The 20352-nt window shown below is 59.4% G+C and carries 15 protein-coding genes; 14 read left to right on the forward strand and 1 reads right to left on the reverse strand.

Features of this window, described 5'->3' with window-relative positions:
• Positions 1–74: 74 nt before the first annotated feature.
• From J0G10_RS26310 to J0G10_RS26375, 14 genes are all read left to right on the forward strand, one after another.
• Complete coding sequence (locus J0G10_RS26310; RefSeq protein WP_003176118.1) at positions 75–251, forward strand: hypothetical protein; 177 nt, start codon at positions 75–77, stop codon at positions 249–251.
• A complete protein-coding gene (locus J0G10_RS26315) occupies positions 235–3189 on the forward strand; it encodes a sensor histidine kinase (RefSeq protein WP_176471287.1) in 2955 nt (984 codons plus the stop codon). The genes J0G10_RS26310 and J0G10_RS26315 overlap by 17 nt, the downstream gene beginning before the upstream one ends.
• A 22-nt stretch (positions 3190–3211) precedes the next feature.
• A complete protein-coding gene (locus J0G10_RS26320) occupies positions 3212–4648 on the forward strand; it encodes a sigma-54-dependent transcriptional regulator (protein ID WP_095048667.1) in 1437 nt (478 codons plus the stop codon).
• Positions 4649–5382: 734 nt separating this feature from the next.
• Positions 5383–6783 carry a polynucleotide adenylyltransferase PcnB gene (locus J0G10_RS26325; protein WP_095048669.1) on the forward strand — a complete coding sequence of 467 codons (1401 nt, stop codon included), beginning with the start codon at positions 5383–5385 and terminating at the stop codon, positions 6781–6783.
• 4 nt (positions 6784–6787) lie between these two features.
• Entirely contained in the window at positions 6788–7273 is a 486-nt protein-coding gene (gene folK, locus J0G10_RS26330) for a 2-amino-4-hydroxy-6-hydroxymethyldihydropteridine diphosphokinase (RefSeq protein WP_220557002.1), read from the forward strand.
• Positions 7274–7674: 401 nt separating this feature from the next.
• On the forward strand, positions 7675–8475 hold the full coding sequence (gene panB / locus J0G10_RS26335) for a 3-methyl-2-oxobutanoate hydroxymethyltransferase (protein ID WP_095048671.1): 801 nt from the start codon (positions 7675–7677) through the stop codon (positions 8473–8475).
• A complete protein-coding gene (panC, locus tag J0G10_RS26340; protein WP_220557003.1) occupies positions 8472–9332 on the forward strand; it encodes a pantoate--beta-alanine ligase in 861 nt (286 codons plus the stop codon). Before panB ends, panC begins: the two co-directional genes overlap by 4 nt.
• A gap of 210 nt (positions 9333–9542) precedes the next feature.
• A complete protein-coding gene (gene panD / locus J0G10_RS26345; protein WP_003205654.1) occupies positions 9543–9923 on the forward strand; it encodes an aspartate 1-decarboxylase in 381 nt (126 codons plus the stop codon).
• 229 nt (positions 9924–10152) lie between these two features.
• On the forward strand, positions 10153–11817 hold the full coding sequence (gene pgi / locus J0G10_RS26350) for a glucose-6-phosphate isomerase (protein ID WP_095048674.1): 1665 nt from the start codon (positions 10153–10155) through the stop codon (positions 11815–11817).
• A 230-nt stretch (positions 11818–12047) separates the two neighbouring features.
• A complete protein-coding gene (acs, locus tag J0G10_RS26355; protein ID WP_095048675.1) occupies positions 12048–13985 on the forward strand; it encodes an acetate--CoA ligase in 1938 nt (645 codons plus the stop codon).
• Between the two features lie 51 nt (positions 13986–14036).
• Positions 14037–14909: an oxygenase MpaB family protein gene (locus tag J0G10_RS26360; RefSeq protein WP_220557004.1), complete on the forward strand. Its 873-nt coding sequence runs from the start codon at positions 14037–14039 to the stop codon at positions 14907–14909.
• 138 nt (positions 14910–15047) lie between these two features.
• Positions 15048–16064 (forward strand): class I SAM-dependent rRNA methyltransferase, encoded by a 1017-nt coding sequence (locus J0G10_RS26365; RefSeq protein WP_095048677.1) that lies wholly within the window; start codon positions 15048–15050, stop codon positions 16062–16064.
• A gap of 199 nt (positions 16065–16263) precedes the next feature.
• A complete protein-coding gene (locus J0G10_RS26370) occupies positions 16264–19212 on the forward strand; it encodes a DUF748 domain-containing protein (protein ID WP_220557005.1) in 2949 nt (982 codons plus the stop codon).
• A complete protein-coding gene (locus J0G10_RS26375) occupies positions 19212–19508 on the forward strand; it encodes a DUF2845 domain-containing protein (RefSeq protein ID WP_220557006.1) in 297 nt (98 codons plus the stop codon). Before J0G10_RS26370 ends, J0G10_RS26375 begins: the two co-directional genes overlap by 1 nt.
• Positions 19509–19795: 287 nt before the next feature.
• On the opposite strand, the gene J0G10_RS26380 is transcribed toward J0G10_RS26375, so the two are convergent.
• Positions 19796–20152: a BON domain-containing protein gene (locus tag J0G10_RS26380; protein ID WP_047600285.1), complete on the reverse strand. Its 357-nt coding sequence runs from the start codon at positions 20150–20152 to the stop codon at positions 19796–19798.
• Positions 20153–20352 lie beyond the last annotated feature (200 nt).

The following is a 20352-nucleotide window of genomic DNA, read 5'->3' on the forward strand; positions in this document are numbered from 1 at the left end:
CACTTGCAGTCGTGCGCCCATCCGTTACCATCGCCGCACGTTTTCGGGCACGCGCATAAAAAAGAGAGGCCGGGATGTACATCTATCGCTTGGTCCTGCTTTTAGTCGTGGGGATCTACCTGTTTTCCCCCGCCATCATGGATTGGTGGATCGACGCTACGGGCGCCTGGTATCGCCCCTATCTGCTCTGGCTGATCCTGATTGTCGTGACCTTCATCCTGCAGAGCCAAAAAGATGCCGATGAGCTTTAGCCTGACCCAGATGATCCTGATCAGCGCCGCGTACCTGGCGGTGCTGTTCGGCGTCGCCTGGATCAGCGAACGGGGCATGATCCCGCGGGCGATCATTCGCCACCCGCTGACCTACACCTTGTCGCTGGGGGTTTACGCCAGTGCGTGGGCGTTCTACGGCACGGTCGGCCTCGCCTATCAGTACGGCTACGGCTTTCTGTCCAGTTACCTCGGCGTGTCCGGCGCATTTCTGCTGGCGCCGGTGTTGCTCTATCCGATTCTGAAGATCACCCGCACTTATCAATTATCGTCGCTGGCCGATCTGTTCGCGTTTCGCTTTCGCAGCACCTGGGCCGGCGCGCTGACCACGATTTTCATGCTGATCGGTGTGCTGCCGCTGCTGGCGTTGCAGATTCAGGCGGTGGCCGACTCCATCGGCATTCTGACCGGCGAGCCGATCCAGAGTCGCGTGGCGCTGGCGTTCTGTGCGCTGATCATCCTGTTCACGATTTTCTTCGGCTCCCGGCATATCGCCACTCGTGAGAAGCACGAAGGACTGGTGTTTGCGATTGCCTTCGAGTCGGTGATCAAACTGATCGCTCTCGGCGGCGTCGGTCTGTATGCGCTGTACGGCGTGTTCGATGGCCCGCAACAGCTGGAACTGTGGCTGCTGCAAAACCAGACCGCCCTCGCCGCTCTGCACACGCCGTTGCAGGAAGGCCCGTGGCGCACGTTGTTGCTGGTGTTCTTTGCCTCGGCGATCGTGATGCCGCACATGTATCACATGACCTTTACCGAAAACCTCAATCCGCGCTCGCTGGTCAGTGCGAGCTGGGGCCTGCCGCTGTTCCTGCTGCTGATGAGCCTGGCGGTGCCGCTGATTCTCTGGGCCGGCCTCAAACTCGGCGCCACAACCAACCCGGAATACTTCACCCTCGGCATCGGCATCGCCGCCAACAGCAAACCGCTGGCGTTGCTCGCCTATGTCGGCGGTTTATCGGCGGCCAGCGGGCTGATCATCGTCACCACGCTGGCGCTGTCGGGCATGGCGCTGAACCACTTGGTTTTGCCGCTCTACCAGCCGCCGGCCGAAGGCAACATCTACCGTTGGCTGAAGTGGACCCGCCGCGCGCTGATCGTCGCGATCATCATGGCCGGTTTCGGTTTCTACTTGATGCTTGGCGCCGAGCAGGATCTGGCCAACCTCGGCATCGTCGCGTTTGTGGCGACCCTGCAATTCCTGCCCGGGGTGTTGTCGGTACTGTATTGGCCGACTGCCAACCGTCGCGGCTTTATCGCCGGTCTGTTGGCGGGGATTCTGGTCTGGGTGGTGACCATGCTGCTGCCGCTGGTCGGCAATCTGCAGGGTTTCTACATCCCGCTGCTGAACATGATTTACGTGCTCGACGACACCAGTTGGCACATGGCGGCCATCGCTTCGCTCGCTGCCAACGTGTTGATGTTCACCCTGATCTCGCTGTTCACCAACGCCAGTCCCGAAGAGGCCAGCGCTGCCGAAGCCTGCGCTGTGGATAACGTTCGTCGCCCGCAGCGGCGTGAGCTGCATGCCGCTTCGCCACAGGAATTCGCCACACAACTGGCGAAACCGTTGGGCGCCAAGGCTGCGCAGAAAGAAGTCGAGCAGGCCCTGCGCGATCTTTATCTGCCGTTCGACGAACGCCGTCCGTACGCCTTGCGCCGTTTGCGTGACCGCATCGAAGCCAACCTCTCCGGCCTGATGGGCCCGAGCGTGGCCCAGGACATGGTGGAAACCTTCCTGCCATACAAGGCCGGCGGCGAAAACTACGTGACCGAAGACATCCACTTCATCGAAAGCCGCCTCGAGGATTACCACTCGCGCCTCACAGGCCTGGCCGCCGAACTCGATGCCCTGCGTCGTTACCACCGCCAAACCTTGCAAGAACTGCCGATGGGCGTCTGCTCGCTGGCCAAGGATCAAGAGATCCTGATGTGGAACAAGGCCATGGAAGAACTCACCGGAATCGCCGCACAGCGCGTGGTCGGTTCGCGCCTGAGTACCATCGGCGAGCCATGGAAAGGCCTGCTGCAAGGTTTCATCGATCTGCCGGACGAGCATTTGCACAAACAGCATTTGGCCCTCGATGGCCAAACCCGCTGGTTGAACCTGCACAAAGCGGCAATCGACGAACCGTTGGCACCGGGTAACAGCGGCCTGGTGCTACTGGTCGAAGATTTGACCGAAACGCAGATGCTCGAAGACAAATTGGTGCACTCCGAGCGTCTGGCCAGCATTGGTCGTCTCGCGGCGGGTGTGGCTCACGAAATCGGCAACCCGATCACCGGCATCGCTTGTCTTGCGCAAAACCTGCGCGAAGAACGTGAAGACGACGGCGAGCTGACGGAAATCAGCGGACAGATTCTCGAACAGACCAAACGCGTCTCGCGCATTGTCCAGTCGCTGATGAGCTTCGCCCACGCCGGCAGCCACCAGCACAGTGACGAGCCCGTTTGCCTGGCCGAAGTGGCGCAGGATGCGATTGGTCTGCTGGCGCTGAACCGACGCAATTTCGAAGTGCAGTTCTACAACCTCTGCGATCCTGATCATTGGGTCGAGGGCGATCCGCAGCGACTTGCCCAGGTACTGATCAATCTGCTCTCCAACGCCCGCGACGCCTCACCGCCGCACAGTGCGGTACGGGTCAAGAGCGAAGCCGGCGAACACACGGTCGATCTGATCGTCGAAGACGAAGGCAGCGGTATTCCGAAGAACATCATGGACAGATTGTTCGAACCCTTCTTCACCACCAAGGATCCTGGCGAAGGCACCGGTCTGGGCCTTGCACTGGTCTATTCCATCGTTGAAGAGCATTATGGACAAATCACCATCGACAGCCCGGCTGATGTACAAAGCCAACGCGGCACCCGTATCCGGGTGACCTTACCGCGTCATGTCGAAGCGACGTCCGCTGTGAACTGAGACCGTCGAGAGTATCGAATCAATGCCGCACATTTTGATCGTCGAAGACGAAACAATTATCCGCTCCGCCTTGCGCCGCCTGCTGGAACGCAACCAGTACCAGGTCAGCGAAGCCGGTTCAGTGCAGGAAGCACAAGAACGCTTCACCATTCCTACGTTCGATCTGATCGTCAGCGATCTGCGTTTGCCGGGCGCTCCGGGCACCGAGCTGATCAAGCTCGGCCAGGGCACGCCGGTGCTGATCATGACCAGTTACGCCAGCCTGCGCTCGGCGGTCGACTCGATGAAGATGGGCGCGGTGGATTACATCGCCAAGCCTTTCGACCACGATGAAATGCTTCAGGCTGTCGCACGGATCCTGCGTGATCGCCAATCGGCACCGGCGGCCGGCGAAGCGGTTGCCAGCAAACCGGCCAATGGCAGCGGCAAATCTGCCGTCGACAACAGCAATGGCGAGATTGGCATCATCGGTTCCTGCCCACCGATGCAGGATCTGTACAGCAAGATCCGCAAAGTCGCGCCAACCGATTCCAATGTGTTGATCCAGGGCGAGTCCGGCACCGGTAAAGAACTGGTGGCCCGCGCGCTGCACAACCTGTCGAAACGCGCCAAGGCGCCGATGATCTCGGTGAACTGCGCAGCCATTCCGGAAAGCCTGATCGAGTCCGAACTGTTCGGCCACGAGAAAGGCGCATTCACCGGCGCCAGCGCCGGGCGTGCCGGTCTGGTCGAAGCGGCGGACGGCGGCACCTTGTTCCTCGACGAAATCGGCGAACTGCCGCTGGAAGCTCAGGCTCGCCTGCTGCGTGTGTTGCAGGAAGGCGAAATTCGCCGTGTTGGCTCGGTGCAGTCGCAGAAGGTCGATGTACGCCTGATCGCGGCCACTCACCGGGATCTCAAGAGCCTGGCGAAAATCGGCCAGTTCCGTGAAGACCTTTATTACCGTCTGCACGTGATCGCACTGAAACTACCGGCCCTGCGCGAGCGCGGCGCTGACGTCAACGAAATCGCTACTGCCTTCCTCGCTCGTCAGAGCGCACGCATCAACCGTACCGACCTGAAGTTTGCCGCGGATGCCGAACAGGCGATCCGTCATTATTCCTGGCCGGGTAACGTACGTGAGCTGGAGAACGCGGTCGAGCGCGCAGTGATTCTGAGCGAGAGCCCGGAAATCTCCGCCGACCTGCTGGGCATCGACATCGAACTGAGCGATCTGGAAGACGACGAGTTCATCGGTCTGCCGCCACAAACGGCGGGTAACGCCAGCAACAGCAGCCATGAGCCGACCGAAGACCTGTCGCTGGAAGACTACTTCCAGCACTTCGTTCTCGAGCATCAGGACCACATGACCGAGACCGAACTGGCGCGCAAACTGGGCGTCAGCCGTAAATGTCTGTGGGAGCGCCGTCAGCGTCTAGGCATCCCACGGCGCAAGACCGGGGTCGCCAGCGAGAGCTGAACGTTACCTGTCGAGTGTGCGGGTAACGCTTGAAGATGTGAAAAAACTGTTACCTCAGTCGATTCACGTAACAGAAGCCGGGGTTATCGGTAACGAAACCCCGGCTTTTTTTCGCCCCGACAAAACGGTTATATCGACCTAACCCCTTGTTTTATTGGGCTTCGCAAAAGTTGGCACGCCCCCTGCTATATGTTTGGTACAAGAACAATAACAAGCAATGCACAAGACAATAAAAATAAGACGAATCGACTCACGCACAATAAAAACAAGACGGCGAGAGGCGCAGCTAACTGATTCTTTTGGAGAGGCGTTGTATTTGGGGCTTGCCCCACGACCAGGCCGAGAACAACAAAAACTGTCCTAAGACAGAGCCTGTACTGGTTGGATCGAGAGATCACTGCAATTCAGCGACCAAAGCAATCCGTTTGCTCTTGGCTCCCGATTGGGAGGGTCACGAAGGACACACTTCGTGGCGAGGGCACTCAACAAAAACAAGAAGCCCGAATCAATAATAAAAAGAGCACGCAACTACTTCTTGGGGAGCTTCGGCTCCCCTTGTAGTTTCTCCTCCCTGGTAAAATCCTCCATTTTATTCGCGCGCGATGCCTGTAGCCTGCGGCTTGCAGCTCAAATCGGCCGTGTCCTACACCATCCCCCGACTAAATGCTAGAATCTGCGCCCATCATGCGGTCATTCTTTGGTATGGCCGAACATTCCTTCAAACAGTGCATCCCATGCTGAAGAAGTTGTTCCAGTCATTCCGAACTCCCGTGCGTCGTACGCAACACATCCGCAGCACCCCTGAAGTGCTCAACAGCGGTCAACATTCGCTGCAGAAAACGCAATTCAGCCGCTATGCGGTGAATATTGTCGAACGCCTGCAAGGTGCCGGTTACCAGGCTTATCTGGTCGGCGGTTGCGTGCGTGACATGCTGCTGGGCATCACGCCCAAGGATTTCGACGTCGCCACCAGCGCCACCCCCGAGCAAGTCCGTGCCGAATTCCGCAATGCGCGGATCATTGGCCGTCGCTTCAAACTGGTGCACATCCATTTCGGTCGCGAAATCATCGAAGTCGCGACCTTCCGCGCCAATCACCCGGTCAACGAAGACGACGAAGACAGCAACCAGTCTTCGCGTAACGAGAGCGGGCGCATTCTGCGCGACAACGTTTACGGCACCCTGGAAGAAGACGCGCAACGCCGCGACTTCACCATCAACGCCCTGTATTACGATCCGGTCAGTGAGCGCATCCTCGATTACGCCAATGGCGTACACGACATCCGCAATCACCTGATCCGTCTGATCGGTGATCCGAAGCAGCGCTACCAGGAAGACCCGGTGCGCATGCTGCGCGCCGTGCGTTTTGCCGCCAAGCTCAACTTCGGCATCGAAAAGCACACCGTGCAACCGATCCGTGAATTGGCGCCGATGCTGCGCGAGATCCCGTCGGCACGCCTGTTCGAAGAAGTGCTCAAGCTGTTCCTTTCGGGACACGGCGCAATCACCTTCGAAATGCTGGTCGATCTGCAACTGTTCGCCCCGCTGTTCCCGGCCAGTGCCGATGCGCTGGAACACAACCCGGAATACACCCACACACTGATCAGCGAAGCGCTGACCAACACTGACCTGCGCATCAAGCAGAACAAACCGGTGACCCCGGCGTTCCTGTTTGCCGCGCTGCTGTGGCCTGCCCTGCCGGCTCGCGTGTTGCGCTTGCAGGAACGTGGCATGCCGCCGATCCCGGCGATGCAGGAAGGCGCCCACGAGCTGATCGCCGAACAGTGCCAGCGCATCGCGATTCCGAAACGTTTCACCATGCCGATCCGCGAGATCTGGGACATGCAGGAGCGTCTGCCACGCCGCAGCGGCAAACGTGCCGACCTGTTGCTGGACAATCCGCGTTTCCGCGCCGGTTACGACTTCCTCCTGCTGCGTGAAAGCGCGGGCGAAGAAACGGACGGCCTGGGCGAATGGTGGACTGATTATCAGGACGCCAACGACAGCGAACGTCGCGACATGATCCGCGACCTCAGCGGCAAGGGCGATGACGCTAGCGGCGCGCCACGTAAACGTCGCCGCAGCGGCGGCTCCAAGCGCAAACGCGCCGGCGCCCCGAGCGCTACAGGCGAATAAAGGCATGGAACGCATCTACATCGGCATGGGCAGCAACCTCGCTGACCCGGCCGAACAGTTACGCAGCGCCGTCGAAGCGCTTGGGCAATTGCCGCAGACCACACTCGCGGGCGTTTCCGCCTTCTATCAAAGCGACTCGTTGCTGCCAGGCCAACCGCGGTACACCAACGCGGTCGCTGCTCTCGACAGCGATCTTGCGCCGATTGAACTGCTCGACGCGCTGCAAGCCATCGAGAATGATCAGGGCCGCGAGCGCCTGGAGCGCTGGGGCCCGCGCACGTTGGACCTGGATATTCTGCTGTTCGGTGATCGACTGATCGACGAACCGCGCCTGAAAGTCCCGCATTATCAGATTCAGGAACGTGCGTTCGTGCTCTATCCCCTTGCCGAACTGGCGCCGCAAGATCTGCGTCTGGTCGATGGCCGCAGCCTGTCTGATCTGCTCGCCGCCTGCCCGTTCGTCGGCCTGGAACGCCTCCCCCACGCCTGACATAAATCCGCCCTTTGTAGGAGTGAGCCTGCTCGCGATAGCGGTGGATCAGCCAATAAATCTTTAGCTGACAGAACGCTATCGCGAGCAGGCTCACTCCCACAGGGATTGCGCCACATCCAGATTTATTGTCCGACAAAAACCCCGCAAATCAGCCCCGCCGCAGCGCTGAATCGCATCAGTAACGCCGGTAACACTCCCCTCGTAACAATGCGGTAACACACGCAATTGACTTCCTGTTGGCTCATCACGACTATAGGCGTCCCGCTGCCGCCAACCCGGCACATACGGGCGCAATCCAGGCCTTATAAGCACGACAAAAGAGCGTGCGCCTGAGTAGATGAAGAATCACGCGCGTTACTCGCAGTAGTTTCCAGAGCGCCTGAACGAGGATTTTTTACATGCCAGCCATCACCCTGACCACGCTCCAGAGCCTCAAGCAGAAAGGTGAAAAGATCACCATGCTGACCTGCTATGACGCGACCTTCGCCCACGCCTGCAACGAAGCTGGTGTCGAAGTGCTGCTGGTGGGCGACTCCCTCGGCATGGTCCTGCAAGGTCACGACAGCACTTTGCCGGTGTCCACCGCAGAAATGGCCTACCACACCGCGTGCGTCAAACGCGGCAACACTGATGCCCTGATTCTGGCCGACCTGCCCTTTATGGCTAACGCCACCCTTGAACAAACCATGACTAACAGCGCCATGCTGATGCAGGCCGGTGCGCACATGGTCAAGGTCGAAGGTCAGTTGTGGCTGGCCGAGTCGATCCGTCTGCTTGCCGAGCGCGGGGTACCGGTTTGCGCGCACATGGGTCTGACCCCACAAGCGGTGAACATCCTCGGCGGCTACAAAGTGCAGGGTCGCAACGAGAACCAGGCGCGGCAGATGCGTGCCGATGCGATCTCGCTGGAACAGGCCGGCGCCGCCATGCTGCTGCTCGAATGCGTACCGAGCGAACTAGCTGCCGAAATCAGCCAGGCGGTGAAGATTCCAGTCATCGGCATCGGCGCCGGTAACGCCACCGACGGCCAGGTCCTGGTACTGCACGACATGCTCGGCCTGTCGATCACCGGTCGCGTGCCGAAATTTGTCAAAAACTTCATGCACGGCCAGGACAGCATCCAGTCCGCGCTAAAGGCTTACGTCAACGAAGTCAAAGCCACCACGTTCCCTGGCATCGAACACGGATTCTCTGCATGAACACCGTTAAAACCGTACGCGAACTACGCGCCGCCGTAGCCCGCGCCCGCAGCGAAGGCAAGCGCATCGGCTTTGTGCCGACCATGGGCAACCTGCACAGCGGTCACGTTGCACTGATCACCAAAGCCACCCAACGTGTGGACTTCGTGGTCGCGAGTATTTTCGTCAACCCGCTGCAGTTCGGCGCCGGCGAAGACCTCGATAAATACCCGCGCACGTTGGCAGCGGATCAGGAGAAGCTGCTCGAAGCCGGTTGTTCTCTCCTCTTCGCGCCGACTGTCGAAGAAATGTACCCCGACGGCATGGCCGGACAGACTCGGGTCAGCGTGCCGCAGTTGTCCGAAGGCCTGTGCGGCGCCAGCCGTCCGGGGCATTTCGAGGGTGTGGCGACCGTCGTCAGCAAACTGTTCAACATGGTCCAGCCGGATCTGGCGATTTTCGGTCAGAAGGATTACCAGCAACTGGCGGTGATCCGCGCGCTGGTGCATGACCTGAACATGCCGATCCAGATCATTGGCGAACCGACCGTGCGTGCAGCCGATGGCCTGGCGCTGTCATCGCGCAATGGCTTCCTCAACGAGGAACAGCGCGCGGTGGCTCCGGTGGTCTATCGCTCGCTGAGCAACATTGCCGAGTCGATCAAGCAAGGCCAACGCGACTTCCCGGCAATGATCAGTGCCCAGGTACAGCAGCTGGAAGCGGCGGGCCTGCGTCCGGATTACCTGGAAATACGCCATGCACTGACCTTGCGTCCGGCGACGGCGGAGGATCGCGATCTGGTGATTCTGGTGGCGGCGTTTCTTGGCACTACTCGGTTGATCGACAACCTGCACCTGAATCTCGATACACCCGCTTAAAAACACCGTAATACCCCCTGTAGGAGTGAGCCTGCTCGCGATAGCGGTGAGTCAGTCAGCATTAGTGTTGAATGACACACCGCTATCGCGAGCAGGCTCACTCCTACAGTGGTTTTCGGTGTTATGAAAATTGCGTTTCAAGCCTTATTGCCGCCCCTAAAGCCTTCGGGCACACTGCCCGCCGTTCGATTCCAACCCGGGAAAACCCTCATGCACGCGATCATGCTCAAGGCCAAACTGCACCGCGCCGAAGTCACTCATGCAGTGCTCGATTACGAAGGTTCGTGCGCCATCGATGGTGAGTGGCTGGACTTGTCCGGCATTCGTGAATACGAGCAGATCCAGATTTATAACGTCGACAACGGCGAGCGTTTCACCACCTACGCGATCCGTGGCGAAGAAGGTTCGCGGATGATCTCGGTCAACGGCGCCGCAGCGCACAAAGCCAAGGTTGGCGACCGTGTGATCATTTGTGCCTACGCCCATTACAGCGAAGCGGAACTGGTCAATTTCAAGCCGCGCATGCTTTACATGGCGCCAGGCAATGAACTGAGCCACACCAGCAACGCCATCCCGGTTCAGCTCGCCTGATCCCGATTTCGCCCCGCCCCCTCCGTTTGTCGGCCAGTTCCCGGCCTCGATGTTAAAAAAGTACAGGGATCTGGTCAGACAAAGTCAAGACAGAACGCAGCGCGAGGTTTACTGTATTCGCCCTGTGTCCAGAAATCGTGTCGACGCAGTTGATCCCATGCCCAAACATGGCGTGCCGGGTCTGTTCAGTGTTCAAAAGGCCGTTCAAGTAAAAAGGAAAACCGCAGCGATGGCGTATTACCTCACTCCTCAAGACGTTACCGCTCTGCCCGCCTGGCAAGCGTTGAAAGACCACCGCCAAGCCATGCAGGATTTCAGCATGCGCGAAGCCTTCAACGCCGATCCGCAGCGCTTCAATCAATTCACCCTCAGCAGCTGCGGACTGTTTCTCGATTATTCGAAGAATTTGATCAACGCCCAGACCCGCAACCTGCTGGTCGGTCTGGCCAATGAAGTCGATCTGAAGGGCGCGATCAAAGCGCTGTTCGACGGCGAAATCGTCAACACCTCCGAAGGCCGCCCGGCGCTGCACACCGCCCTGCGCCGCCCGGTAGGAGACAAACTGTCGGTCAATGGCGTCAACGTGATGCCGGAAGTCCACAAGGTCTTGAACCAGATCACCGATCTGGTTGGCCGCATTCACGACGGTCTGTGGCGTGGTTACACCGAAAAGCCGATCACTGATGTGGTGAACATCGGCATCGGTGGCTCGTTCCTCGGCCCTGAGCTGGTGTCCGAAGCGCTGCTGTCGTACGCGCAGAAAGGCGTGCGTTGCCATTATCTGGCGAACATCGACGGCAGCGAATTCCACGAGCTGACGCAGAAACTGCGCGCCGAGACCACACTGTTCATCGTTTCGTCGAAGTCGTTCAACACCCTCGAAACCCTGAAGAACGCTCAGGCTGCTCGTGCCTGGTACCTGGCGCAGGGCGGTTCGGAAGCCGAGCTGTATCGTCACTTCATCGCCGTATCGAGCAACAACGCAGCGGCCGTTGCGTTCGGTATCCGCGAAGAAAACATCTTCCCGATGTGGGATTGGGTCGGCGGTCGTTATTCGCTGTGGTCGGCCATCGGTTTGCCGATCGCCCTGGCCATCGGCATGTCCAACTTCAAGGAACTGCTGTCCGGCGCCTACACCATGGACCAGCATTTCCAGACCGCACCGTTCGAACAGAACATGCCGGTGCTGCTGGCCCTGCTCGGTGTGTGGTACGGCAACTTCTGGGGCGCGCAAAGCCACGCGATCCTGCCGTACGACCACTATCTGCGTAACATCACCAAGCACTTGCAACAGCTGGACATGGAATCCAACGGCAAGAGCGTGCGTCAGGACGGCACGCCGGTGTCGACCGATACCGGTCCGGTGATCTGGGGCGGCGTCGGCTGCAACGGTCAGCACGCCTACCACCAGTTGCTGCATCAAGGTTCGCAGTTGATTCCGGCCGATTTCATCGTGCCGATCGTCAGCTTCAACCCGGTCTCCGACCACCACCAGTGGCTGTACGCCAACTGCCTGTCGCAGAGCCAGGCGCTGATGCTCGGCAAGACCTTGCCGGAAGCCGAGCAGGAACTGCGCGACAAGGGCATGAGCGAAGATGAAGTGCACAAGCTCGCGCCGCACAAGGTGATCCCGGGCAACCGTCCGAGCAACACCCTCGTGGTCGAGCGCATCAGCCCGCGTCGTCTCGGCGCACTGGTGGCGATGTATGAACACAAAGTGTTCGTGCAAAGCGTGGTCTGGGGCATCAACGCCTTCGACCAATGGGGCGTGGAACTGGGCAAGGAACTGGGCAAAGGCGTTTACAACCGTCTGGTCGGCAGCGATGAAAGCACTGCTGATGACCCTTCCACTCAGGGCTTGATCAACTACTTCCGCGGTCGTCACCGCGGGTGATAGGCTGAAGGGGCGGTTTGCCTGCCCCTACAGCTTGCAACATCGACAGTTCCACGGCACCGGGCTAATCGCAGAATCGGTGGCGTACACGATCCCTGTAGGAGCTGCCGAAGGCTGCGATCTTTTGATCTTGACCTTAAAAAACAAGATCAAAAGATCGCAGCCTTCGGCAGCTCCTACGAGGGTCGTACAGCTCCCCTCTTGTCGCACAACAAGAATAAGGAACCGTCATGTTCGATATCAGCACGTTCCCCAAAGCCGATGCCGTCCGCCGGGCTGCGCAATTGAGTCAGGATGACTATCGGCGCCTGTACCGCGAATCCATTGAACACCCCAGCACCTTCTGGGCCGAACAGGCCACGCGGTTCCTCGACTGGAGCACGCCGTGGCAGACCGTTCAGCGCTACGACCTGAAAACCGGTGAAGCCGCCTGGTTTGTCGGTGCGAAGCTGAACGTCAGTTACAACTGCATCGACCGCCATCTGGACAAGCGCGGAGATCAGACCGCCCTGCTCTGGGAGGGCGACGACCCGGCAGAATCAGCGCAAATCACTTATAAAAAACTCCATCACCACGTCTGCCGCCTGGCCAACGTGCTGAAAAGCCGTGGTGTGAAGAAAGGCGACCGGGTGTGCATCTACATGCCAATGATCCCCGAGGCCGCATATGCCATGCTTGCCTGTTCGCGGATCGGCGCAATCCATTCGGTGGTGTTTGGCGGTTTCTCCCCCGATTCCCTGCGTGACCGCATCCTTGATGCTGACTGCCGCACGGTGATCACCGCCGATGAAGGCGTGCGCGGTGGCAAGTTCGTGCCGCTGAAGCAGAACGTCGATAAAGCCCTGCAAAGTTGCCCCGACGTCAGTACTGTCGTGGTGGTCGAACGCACCCAGGGCAAAGTCGATTGGGTCGAGGGTCGCGACCTCTGGTATCACCAGGCCGTGCGCGAGGTCAGCGACGATTGCCCACCGGAGCCGATGGACGCCGAAGACCCGCTGTTCATCCTCTACACCTCCGGCAGCACCGGCAAACCCAAAGGCGTGCTGCACACCACCGGCGGCTACCTGCTGCAAGCGGCGATGACCTTCAAGTACGTGCTCGATTACCGCGACGGCGAAGTGTTCTGGTGCACCGCTGACGTCGGCTGGGTTACCGGCCACAGCTACATCGTCTACGGCCCGCTGGCCAATGGTGCGACCACGCTGATGTTCGAAGGCGTGCCGAGCTATCCGAGCAGTTCACGTTTCTGGCAGGTGATCGACAAACACAAAGTCAACATCTTCTACACCGCGCCGACCGCCCTGCGCGCGTTGATGCGTGAAGGTGCCGAACCGTTGAAGGAAACCTCGCGCGCCAGCCTCAGATTACTCGGCAGCGTCGGTGAGCCGATCAACCCGGAAGCGTGGGAATGGTATTTCAATGTCGTCGGAGAACAGCGCTGCCCCATCGTCGACACTTGGTGGCAGACCGAAACCGGCGGCATCATGCTCAGCCCGCTGGTCAGCGCCCAGCGAATCAAGCCTGGCTGCGCCACGCAACCGATGTTCGGCGTGCAACCGGTGCTGCTCGATGAGCACGGCAAGGAAATCAAAGGCGCCGGCAGTGGCGTGCTGGCGATCAAGTCGAGTTGGCCAGCGCAGATCCGCAGCGTCTATGGCGACCCGCAGCGCATGGTCGACACCTATTTCAAACCCTACCCCGGCTACTACTTCACCGGCGACGGCGCACGCCGCGATGAGGACGGCGATTACTGGATAACCGGGCGCATCGATGACGTGATCAACGTCTCCGGCCACCGCATCGGTACCGCCGAAGTGGAAAGCGCACTGGTATTGCACGACAGCATCGCCGAGGCCGCCGTGGTTGGTTACCCCCACGACGTCAAAGGTCAGGGCATCTACGCCTTCGTCACACCCATGAACGGCACCGAACCCAATGACGAGTTGAAGAAAGAATTGCTGGCCCACGTCAGCAAGGAAATCGGCAGCTTCGCCAAACCGGATCTGATCCAGTGGGCGCCGGCCTTGCCGAAAACCCGTTCAGGCAAGATCATGCGGCGCATCTTGCGCAAGATCGCCTGCAACGAACTCGACAGCCTCGGTGATACCTCGACCCTGGCCGATCCGAGTGTGGTGCAAGGCCTGATCGACAAGCGCCTCAATCAGTAACACCCCGGGCGCGGTCCATCGGCCGCGCCCTCCCTTCTTCACTGAGTGTTCATGGAATTCATCCGCAGCCGTATCGAACAGCAACTCATGAGCCTGACCGGGCTGTCGCTCGGTCAGCTCGACCTGGAAAACCCCAAGGGCGATCCCGGCCTGTTCGGCCCGGATTCGATCAGCTGGCAGGTGCACGGCGATTTCAGCAGCATGTTGATCGGCGGCATCAGCGCGCTGTTGCTGCAAGCTTTGCATCCGCTGGCACTGGCCGGGGTCTGGGATCATTCGAACTTTCGTGAAGACATGCTCGGGCGCTTGCGGCGTACCAGTCAGTTCGTCTCCGGCACTACGTTTGGCTCAAGAAAAGACGCCGACTGGCTGATCGAGAAAGTGCGCACCATTCACCTGCAAGTGGTCGGCACCGCGCCGGACGGACGACCTTACGCGGCCAGCGATCCGGATTTGCTGACCTGGGTGCATGTGGCGGAAGTCAGCAACTTTCTTGCCGCGCATTTGCGCTATCGCAACCCGCAGTTGTCAGGCATGGATCAGGATCGCTATTACGCGGAAATCGCCGTGGTGGCTGAACGTTTGGGCGCGCGGGATGTGCCGAAATCGCGGCAAGCCGTGGCCGAGTATCTGCAACGCATGCGCCCGCAGTTGCTGTGCGACGAGCGCAGCCGCGAAGTCTTGCGCCTGCTGCTCGACGCGCCGGCGCCGAGTGTTCTGGCCCGGCCGTTTGGCGATCTGATGATGAAGGCCGGTATCGACCTGTTGCCGGACTGGGCCAGCGACATGCTTGATGTGCGACAGAGTTCGCTGCAACGGCAACTGATTCGCGCCAGCGTCCGGCGCAGCGCACCGATGCTGCGCTGGGCGATGCGCAATGGTTCGGTGCAACGGGCTAAACGACGAATGGGTTTGCTGACCTAAAAGCTTCGCGAGCAGGCTCGCTCCCACATTTGGAATGCATTCCCATGTGGGAGCGAGCCTGCTCGCGAAGGGCGCAACTCGATTGCCCGCCAAGCTGCTAAACTCCCGCGCCCCAATTCTCACCAGCAAGGCGCCCGCATGTCTTCCTTGAATCAGGCGCTGCGCGCCGCCCTCGATCAACGCCAGGACTTGCTCGCTGAGCTGCACAGCCAGGGCACCGATTGCTATCGGCTGTTCCACGGCAGCCAGGAAGGCGCCGGCGGCCTGACCATCGACCGCTACGGCCCGCAACTGCTGGTGCAAAGCTTTCACCAGACGCTGGAGCGTGACGACCTGCTGCAACTGCACGCCATGGTTAATCAGAGCCTGGGGATGGAAACCTTGCTGGTTTACAACGACCGTTCCCGTGGCAACTCGCGCATCGACCGGGAAGACAGCGTCTACAAAGCTGAAGACGCGGCACTGGCCGATCTGGTCGGCCACGAATGGGGCCTCAACTATCGGGTGCGCGGACGCCATGCTGGACAGGATCCGCTGCTGTTCCTCGACCTGCGCAACACCCGTGGCTGGGTCAAGGATCACGCCCAAGGCAAATCCGTGCTCAACCTATTCGCCTACACCTGCGGCGTTGGCCTCAGTGCGGCCGCAGGTGGCGCGCGCGAAGTGTGCAACCTGGATTTCGCCGAGGGTAATCTGGCGGTCGGTCGCGAAAACGGTCTGCTCAATCCGCAGTTGCCCGAGATGCAGTTCATTCAGTCCGATTACTTTCCGGCGATCCGGCAACTCGCCGGTCTGCCGATCAGTCAGCGCCGTGGACAGAAACTGCCGAGCTACCAGCGCCTCGATCAGCGCCAATATGATCTGGTCCTGCTCGACCCGCCCGCCTGGGCCAAGAGCGCATTCGGCACCGTCGACCTGCTGCGCGACTATCAGAGCCTGCTCAAACCGGCCCTGCTGACCACCGCCGACAATGGCGTGTTGATCTGCTGCAACAATCTGGCGAAAGTCAGCATGGACGACTGGCGCGAGCAAGTGCTGCGCTGCGCCGAGAAGGCCGGGCGACCGGTGCGTGAGTGGAGCGTGATGACCCCAGGCGCCGACTTCCCGTCGATGGATCAGCAACCGCCGCTGAAAACCCTGATCCTCCAGCTATAAACAACCCTGTGGGAGCTGGCTTGCCAGCGATTGCGGTGGGTCAGTCAACAAAGTTGTCGACTGGTATTGCCTCATCGCTGGCAAGCCAGCTCCCACAGGGGTTCTGTGTTTTGAGACAAATCTGAACAATCCTGCCCCACGCGAGGTACTTCGGAACCAGAATCGCGTGCCATACTCCAAGGCACTCCGATTCAGACAGATGAAGCCGCACATGCCCAAAGGATTGATTCGCGCGATTGGCGCCTTGTTGACTGCTCTGGCCCTCTACAGCCTGCTGGGGTTTCTGATTTTGCCGGGCATCGCCCTGCGTGTGGCCAATCAACAACTGGCCAATTACGCAACGGTGCCTGCGCATATCCAGCGTATCGAGCTCAACCCGTTCAGCCTTGAAGTTACCTTGTGGGGACTGGTGATCGGCGAGCCGGGCAAGGAGCAGGTCGGTTTCGATCGCCTGTACGCCGACCTGCAAATCGACAGTCTGTGGACCAAAGCTCTGCATCTGGCGAACATCGAGCTGGACAAGCCAAAGACCGAAATCCTTTTCGCCAAAGACGGCAAGCTCAACCTGCTCGGCCTGTTCAATGTCCCGGCCAGCGAGCCGACACCGGCCGACCCGGACGCCAAGCCCTTCCCGCTGCGCATCGACAACATCAAACTGGCCGGCGGCGTCGTGCACTTTGAGGACGTGCGCCCCAGCGAACCCATCGAGTTTCTCTACGATGACCTCAGCTTCGAGCTGAAAAACCTCAGCACCCTGCCCGAAGACAGCGCCGACATGACCCTGGTCGCCATCGGCCCGGCCGGTGGCCGGATCGACTGGAGTGGCAATTTCAGCCTGATCCCGTTCACTTCCGAAGGCACCCTGAAAGTCACCGACGGCAAGATGAAAGCGTTCTGGCCCTACGTGCGTGACTCGGTACCGCTGGTACTCGAAGATGGTGTGATTAGCCTCAGCAGCGAATACAAACTCAATCTGTCGAAAGAAACCGAACTGCAGTTGAACAATGTCGCAGTGAGCATCGCGCCATTCGCCATCAAGGCTCCGGACGGGCGGCCACTGGCGAAACTTGAACGCCTCGACGTCAGCGAGACCTCGGTGGATCTGGCCAAACAACAAGTCGTAGTCGGCAAGATCCGCAGCAACAAACTGGAAACCTGGGCGGCGCTCGAAGCCGACGGCCAACTCGACTGGCAGAAACTGTTTGCCAGCCAGCCATCGAAACCGGCTGCCAAAGCGGCTGCCGAACCGGCGAACACACCGGCAGCTGCCGACTCGCCGAAAACCCCACCGGCGCCGAGCAAACCGTGGCAGGTGCTGCTCAAAGACGTGCAATTGCGCAATTACACCGTGCATCTGGCCGACCGCTCGGCCAAACCGGCAGTAGCACTGGACATCACCCCGCTGAATGTCGATCTGCAGGATTTCGACAGCCTCAACGGCTCGCCCTTCAAGCTCAAGCTCGATAGCGGCGTGGGCAAACAAGGCAAGATCACGGCTGACGGCACGGTCAATCTCGCCCCGGTCAACGCCCAGCTCAATGTAAAAACCCAGGACATCGACCTGCGCGTCGCGCAGTCCTACATCAACCCATTCATTCGCCTGGAACTGCGCAGCGGCATGCTCGGCAGTGATCTCAAGGTCAATCTCAAGAGCACCGAGCCGCTGGCCCTAAGCGTCACCGGGCGCGCGCAGATCGATCAACTGCACACCCTCGACACCCTGAAAACCCGCGATTTCCTCAAGTGGCAGCAGGTGGTGGTCGAAGGCTTGAACTATCAGCACGGCGACAGCCTGTCGATTGACAAGGTCAACCTGTTCCAGCCTTATGTGCGGTTCATGATCAACGACGATCGCACCACCAACATCGACGACCTGCTGATCCCGCAACCGGCCGACAGTGGCGCGAAAAGCACCGCAGCGAAACAGGCCAGCAACGAGAAACCGTTGGGCATTCACATCGGTGGCATCGCGATCAACGACGGCTCTGCCAACTTCGCCGACTTCAGCCTGACGCCGAACTTCGCCACCGCCGTGCAGCAGCTCAACGGCCAGATCGGCACCATCGACAGCCGTCAGGCGAAACCGGCCAGCGTCGACATCAAAGGCAAGGTCGATCGCTATGCTCCAGTGACCATCAAGGGCGCGGTCAATCCGTTCGACCCGATGGCCAGCCTCGACATCGCCACCAGTTTCAAACGCGTCGAGCTGACCACGTTGACGCCCTACTCCGGCAAATTCGCCGGTTACCGCATCCGCAAGGGCCGGCTCAACCTCGACCTGCATTACCTGATTACCAAGGGCCAGCTAAAAGCCGAAAACAAAGTGGTGGTCGAGCAATTGCAGCTCGGTGAGAAAGTCGACAGCCCGGATGCTGTGAGCCTGCCACTGAAACTGGCGATTGCCTTGCTCAAGGACGTCGACGGCAAGATCTCCATCGAGTTGCCGGTGACCGGCGACTTGAACAACCCGCAATTCAGCGTGATGCCGATTGTCTGGCAGACCCTGCGCAATCTCATCGTCAAAGCCGCTGCCGCCCCCTTCAAAATGATTGGCGGGCTGATCAGTGGTGGCAGTTCGCAAGACCTTGGCACCGTGTCGTTTGCTCCGGGTTCCAGCGAGTTGAGCAAGGATGCCGAAGCGGCGCTGATCAAACTGTCTCAAGCGCTGAAGGAGCGTCCGGCACTGCGTCTGGAGATCGAAGGCACTGCCGCCAAAAGCAGTGACGGCCCGTTACTCGCCGAGCAACGTCTGGAACGTGAATACCAGTACAACTACTACAAGATGCTCCAACGTCGCGGCGATAAAGTCCCGGCCCAAGCTTCGTTGCTGCAAGTGCCAGACAGCGAAAAAGGTCCACTGCTCGAAGGCATTTACCGCACCCGTCTGAAAACCCAGCCGCCAGCCGAATGGAAGGATCTGGGCAAGGAAGAACGCACGGCGAAGATGCGTGAAGGCGTGATCCAGTTCTGGAGTGGCAGCGATGTGCTGCTGCGTCAGTTGGGTCAGGACCGTGCCAGCAGCATCAAGGATTATCTGGTCGATAAAGGCCAACTGGCAGACGACCGCGTGTACTTCATCGACGCCAACCTGGGCGAGGCCGAAAGCGATGGCCGCGTGGTCACGCAAATGCATCTGGATGCCGAGTGATGAAACTGCAGTGGCTGGCCTTGATCGCAATGACCTTCGCGGCCAGTCACGCCTCGGCGTCCGATACGCTGCGCTGCGGCAGTCAATTGATCAGCCTTGGCGACCGGCCCAGCGAAGTCCTGCAAAAGTGTGGTGAGCCGGTCAGCCGTGATGTCTTGGGTTACAAGCGCAGCGCCAACCGCCGCGAGGAGTTTCAGGTCGAGGAGTGGACCTACGGCCCGAGCAACGGTATGTACCAATACCTGCGCTTCGAAGGCAATCGCCTGCGGCAGATCAACAGCAAACGCGGTAACTGACCCGAAACCGATCCCCCCTGTAGGAGTGAGCCTGCTCGCGATAGCGGTGTGTCAGTCAACACATTAATCGGCTGATACACCGCTATCGCGAGCAGGCTCACTCCTACAGTTGTTTTGTGGTGCCATTTGATTCTTTCGTCCCTGAAATAGAACAGGCCCCGACACAAGTGCCGGGGCCCGTAATGGTCACCTCCGTGTGACCGTTCGCATGAACTCTAAAGTTGCGGCAGACGTATTGCTCGGCCCGTCTGTCGCGCCTTCTCCCGGTCCAGGCGAGAAGTCATGCCTTACTCGGCTTTCAGGCCGTCAGCGGAGACCGCTTTAACGCCTTTGATTTTCTTAGCGATCGCAACAGCAACGTCTTTCTGCGATTCAGTTACAGCAGTAGTCGACGAAAGCGATACAACGCCTTTGTTGGTTTCTACTTTGATGTCAGTACCTGGAATGCCTTTTTCGGTTACCAGGTCAGCTTTGACTTTGGTAGTGATCCAAGTGTCGGAAGTAGCTTCTTTCGCCTGGGTGACTTCACCGGCAGCCAGAGTCATTGGAGCCTGGGTAGCCTGAGTGGATTGTGCGAATGCACCGGAAGCCATGGTCAGGGTCAGCGCGGTAGCAGCAGCGGCAGTGATAGCGAACTTCTTCATACGAGTAACTCCTGTTTTTCTGGAAAGTCTGCTGGTTGTCTTGTCAGCAGGGTTACCAAGGTAGTTGCGAACGCTGTGCCAACTTTTTCGAACGAACAATATTCTTAATAATCAATAACTTACAGATATCACCAATTTCCGAAATCATGCAATTTGCATGAACTGGCCAATGTTCGCATGCAAGTTGCGGTTTTTGGGAA

Origin of the sequence: Pseudomonas germanica (genome assembly GCF_019614655.1) — a bacterium.
GTDB lineage: Bacteria > Pseudomonadota > Gammaproteobacteria > Pseudomonadales > Pseudomonadaceae > Aquipseudomonas > Aquipseudomonas neuropathica.

Coding starts and splice junctions, on each gene's coding strand:
- J0G10_RS26310 (WP_003176118.1), top strand. CDS start 75: ATGTACATCTATCGCTTGGTCCTGCTTTTAGTCGTGGGGATCTACCTG.
- J0G10_RS26315 (WP_176471287.1), top strand. CDS start 235: ATGCCGATGAGCTTTAGCCTGACCCAGATGATCCTGATCAGCGCCGCG.
- J0G10_RS26320 (WP_095048667.1), top strand. CDS start 3,212: ATGCCGCACATTTTGATCGTCGAAGACGAAACAATTATCCGCTCCGCC.
- J0G10_RS26325 (WP_095048669.1), top strand. CDS start 5,383: ATGCTGAAGAAGTTGTTCCAGTCATTCCGAACTCCCGTGCGTCGTACG.
- folK (WP_220557002.1), top strand. CDS start 6,788: ATGGAACGCATCTACATCGGCATGGGCAGCAACCTCGCTGACCCGGCC.
- panB (WP_095048671.1), top strand. CDS start 7,675: ATGCCAGCCATCACCCTGACCACGCTCCAGAGCCTCAAGCAGAAAGGT.
- panC (WP_220557003.1), top strand. CDS start 8,472: ATGAACACCGTTAAAACCGTACGCGAACTACGCGCCGCCGTAGCCCGC.
- panD (WP_003205654.1), top strand. CDS start 9,543: ATGCACGCGATCATGCTCAAGGCCAAACTGCACCGCGCCGAAGTCACT.
- pgi (WP_095048674.1), top strand. CDS start 10,153: ATGGCGTATTACCTCACTCCTCAAGACGTTACCGCTCTGCCCGCCTGG.
- acs (WP_095048675.1), top strand. CDS start 12,048: ATGTTCGATATCAGCACGTTCCCCAAAGCCGATGCCGTCCGCCGGGCT.
- J0G10_RS26360 (WP_220557004.1), top strand. CDS start 14,037: ATGGAATTCATCCGCAGCCGTATCGAACAGCAACTCATGAGCCTGACC.
- J0G10_RS26365 (WP_095048677.1), top strand. CDS start 15,048: ATGTCTTCCTTGAATCAGGCGCTGCGCGCCGCCCTCGATCAACGCCAG.
- J0G10_RS26370 (WP_220557005.1), top strand. CDS start 16,264: ATGAAGCCGCACATGCCCAAAGGATTGATTCGCGCGATTGGCGCCTTG.
- J0G10_RS26375 (WP_220557006.1), top strand. CDS start 19,212: ATGAAACTGCAGTGGCTGGCCTTGATCGCAATGACCTTCGCGGCCAGT.
- J0G10_RS26380 (WP_047600285.1), bottom strand. CDS start 20,152: ATGAAGAAGTTCGCTATCACTGCCGCTGCTGCTACCGCGCTGACCCTG.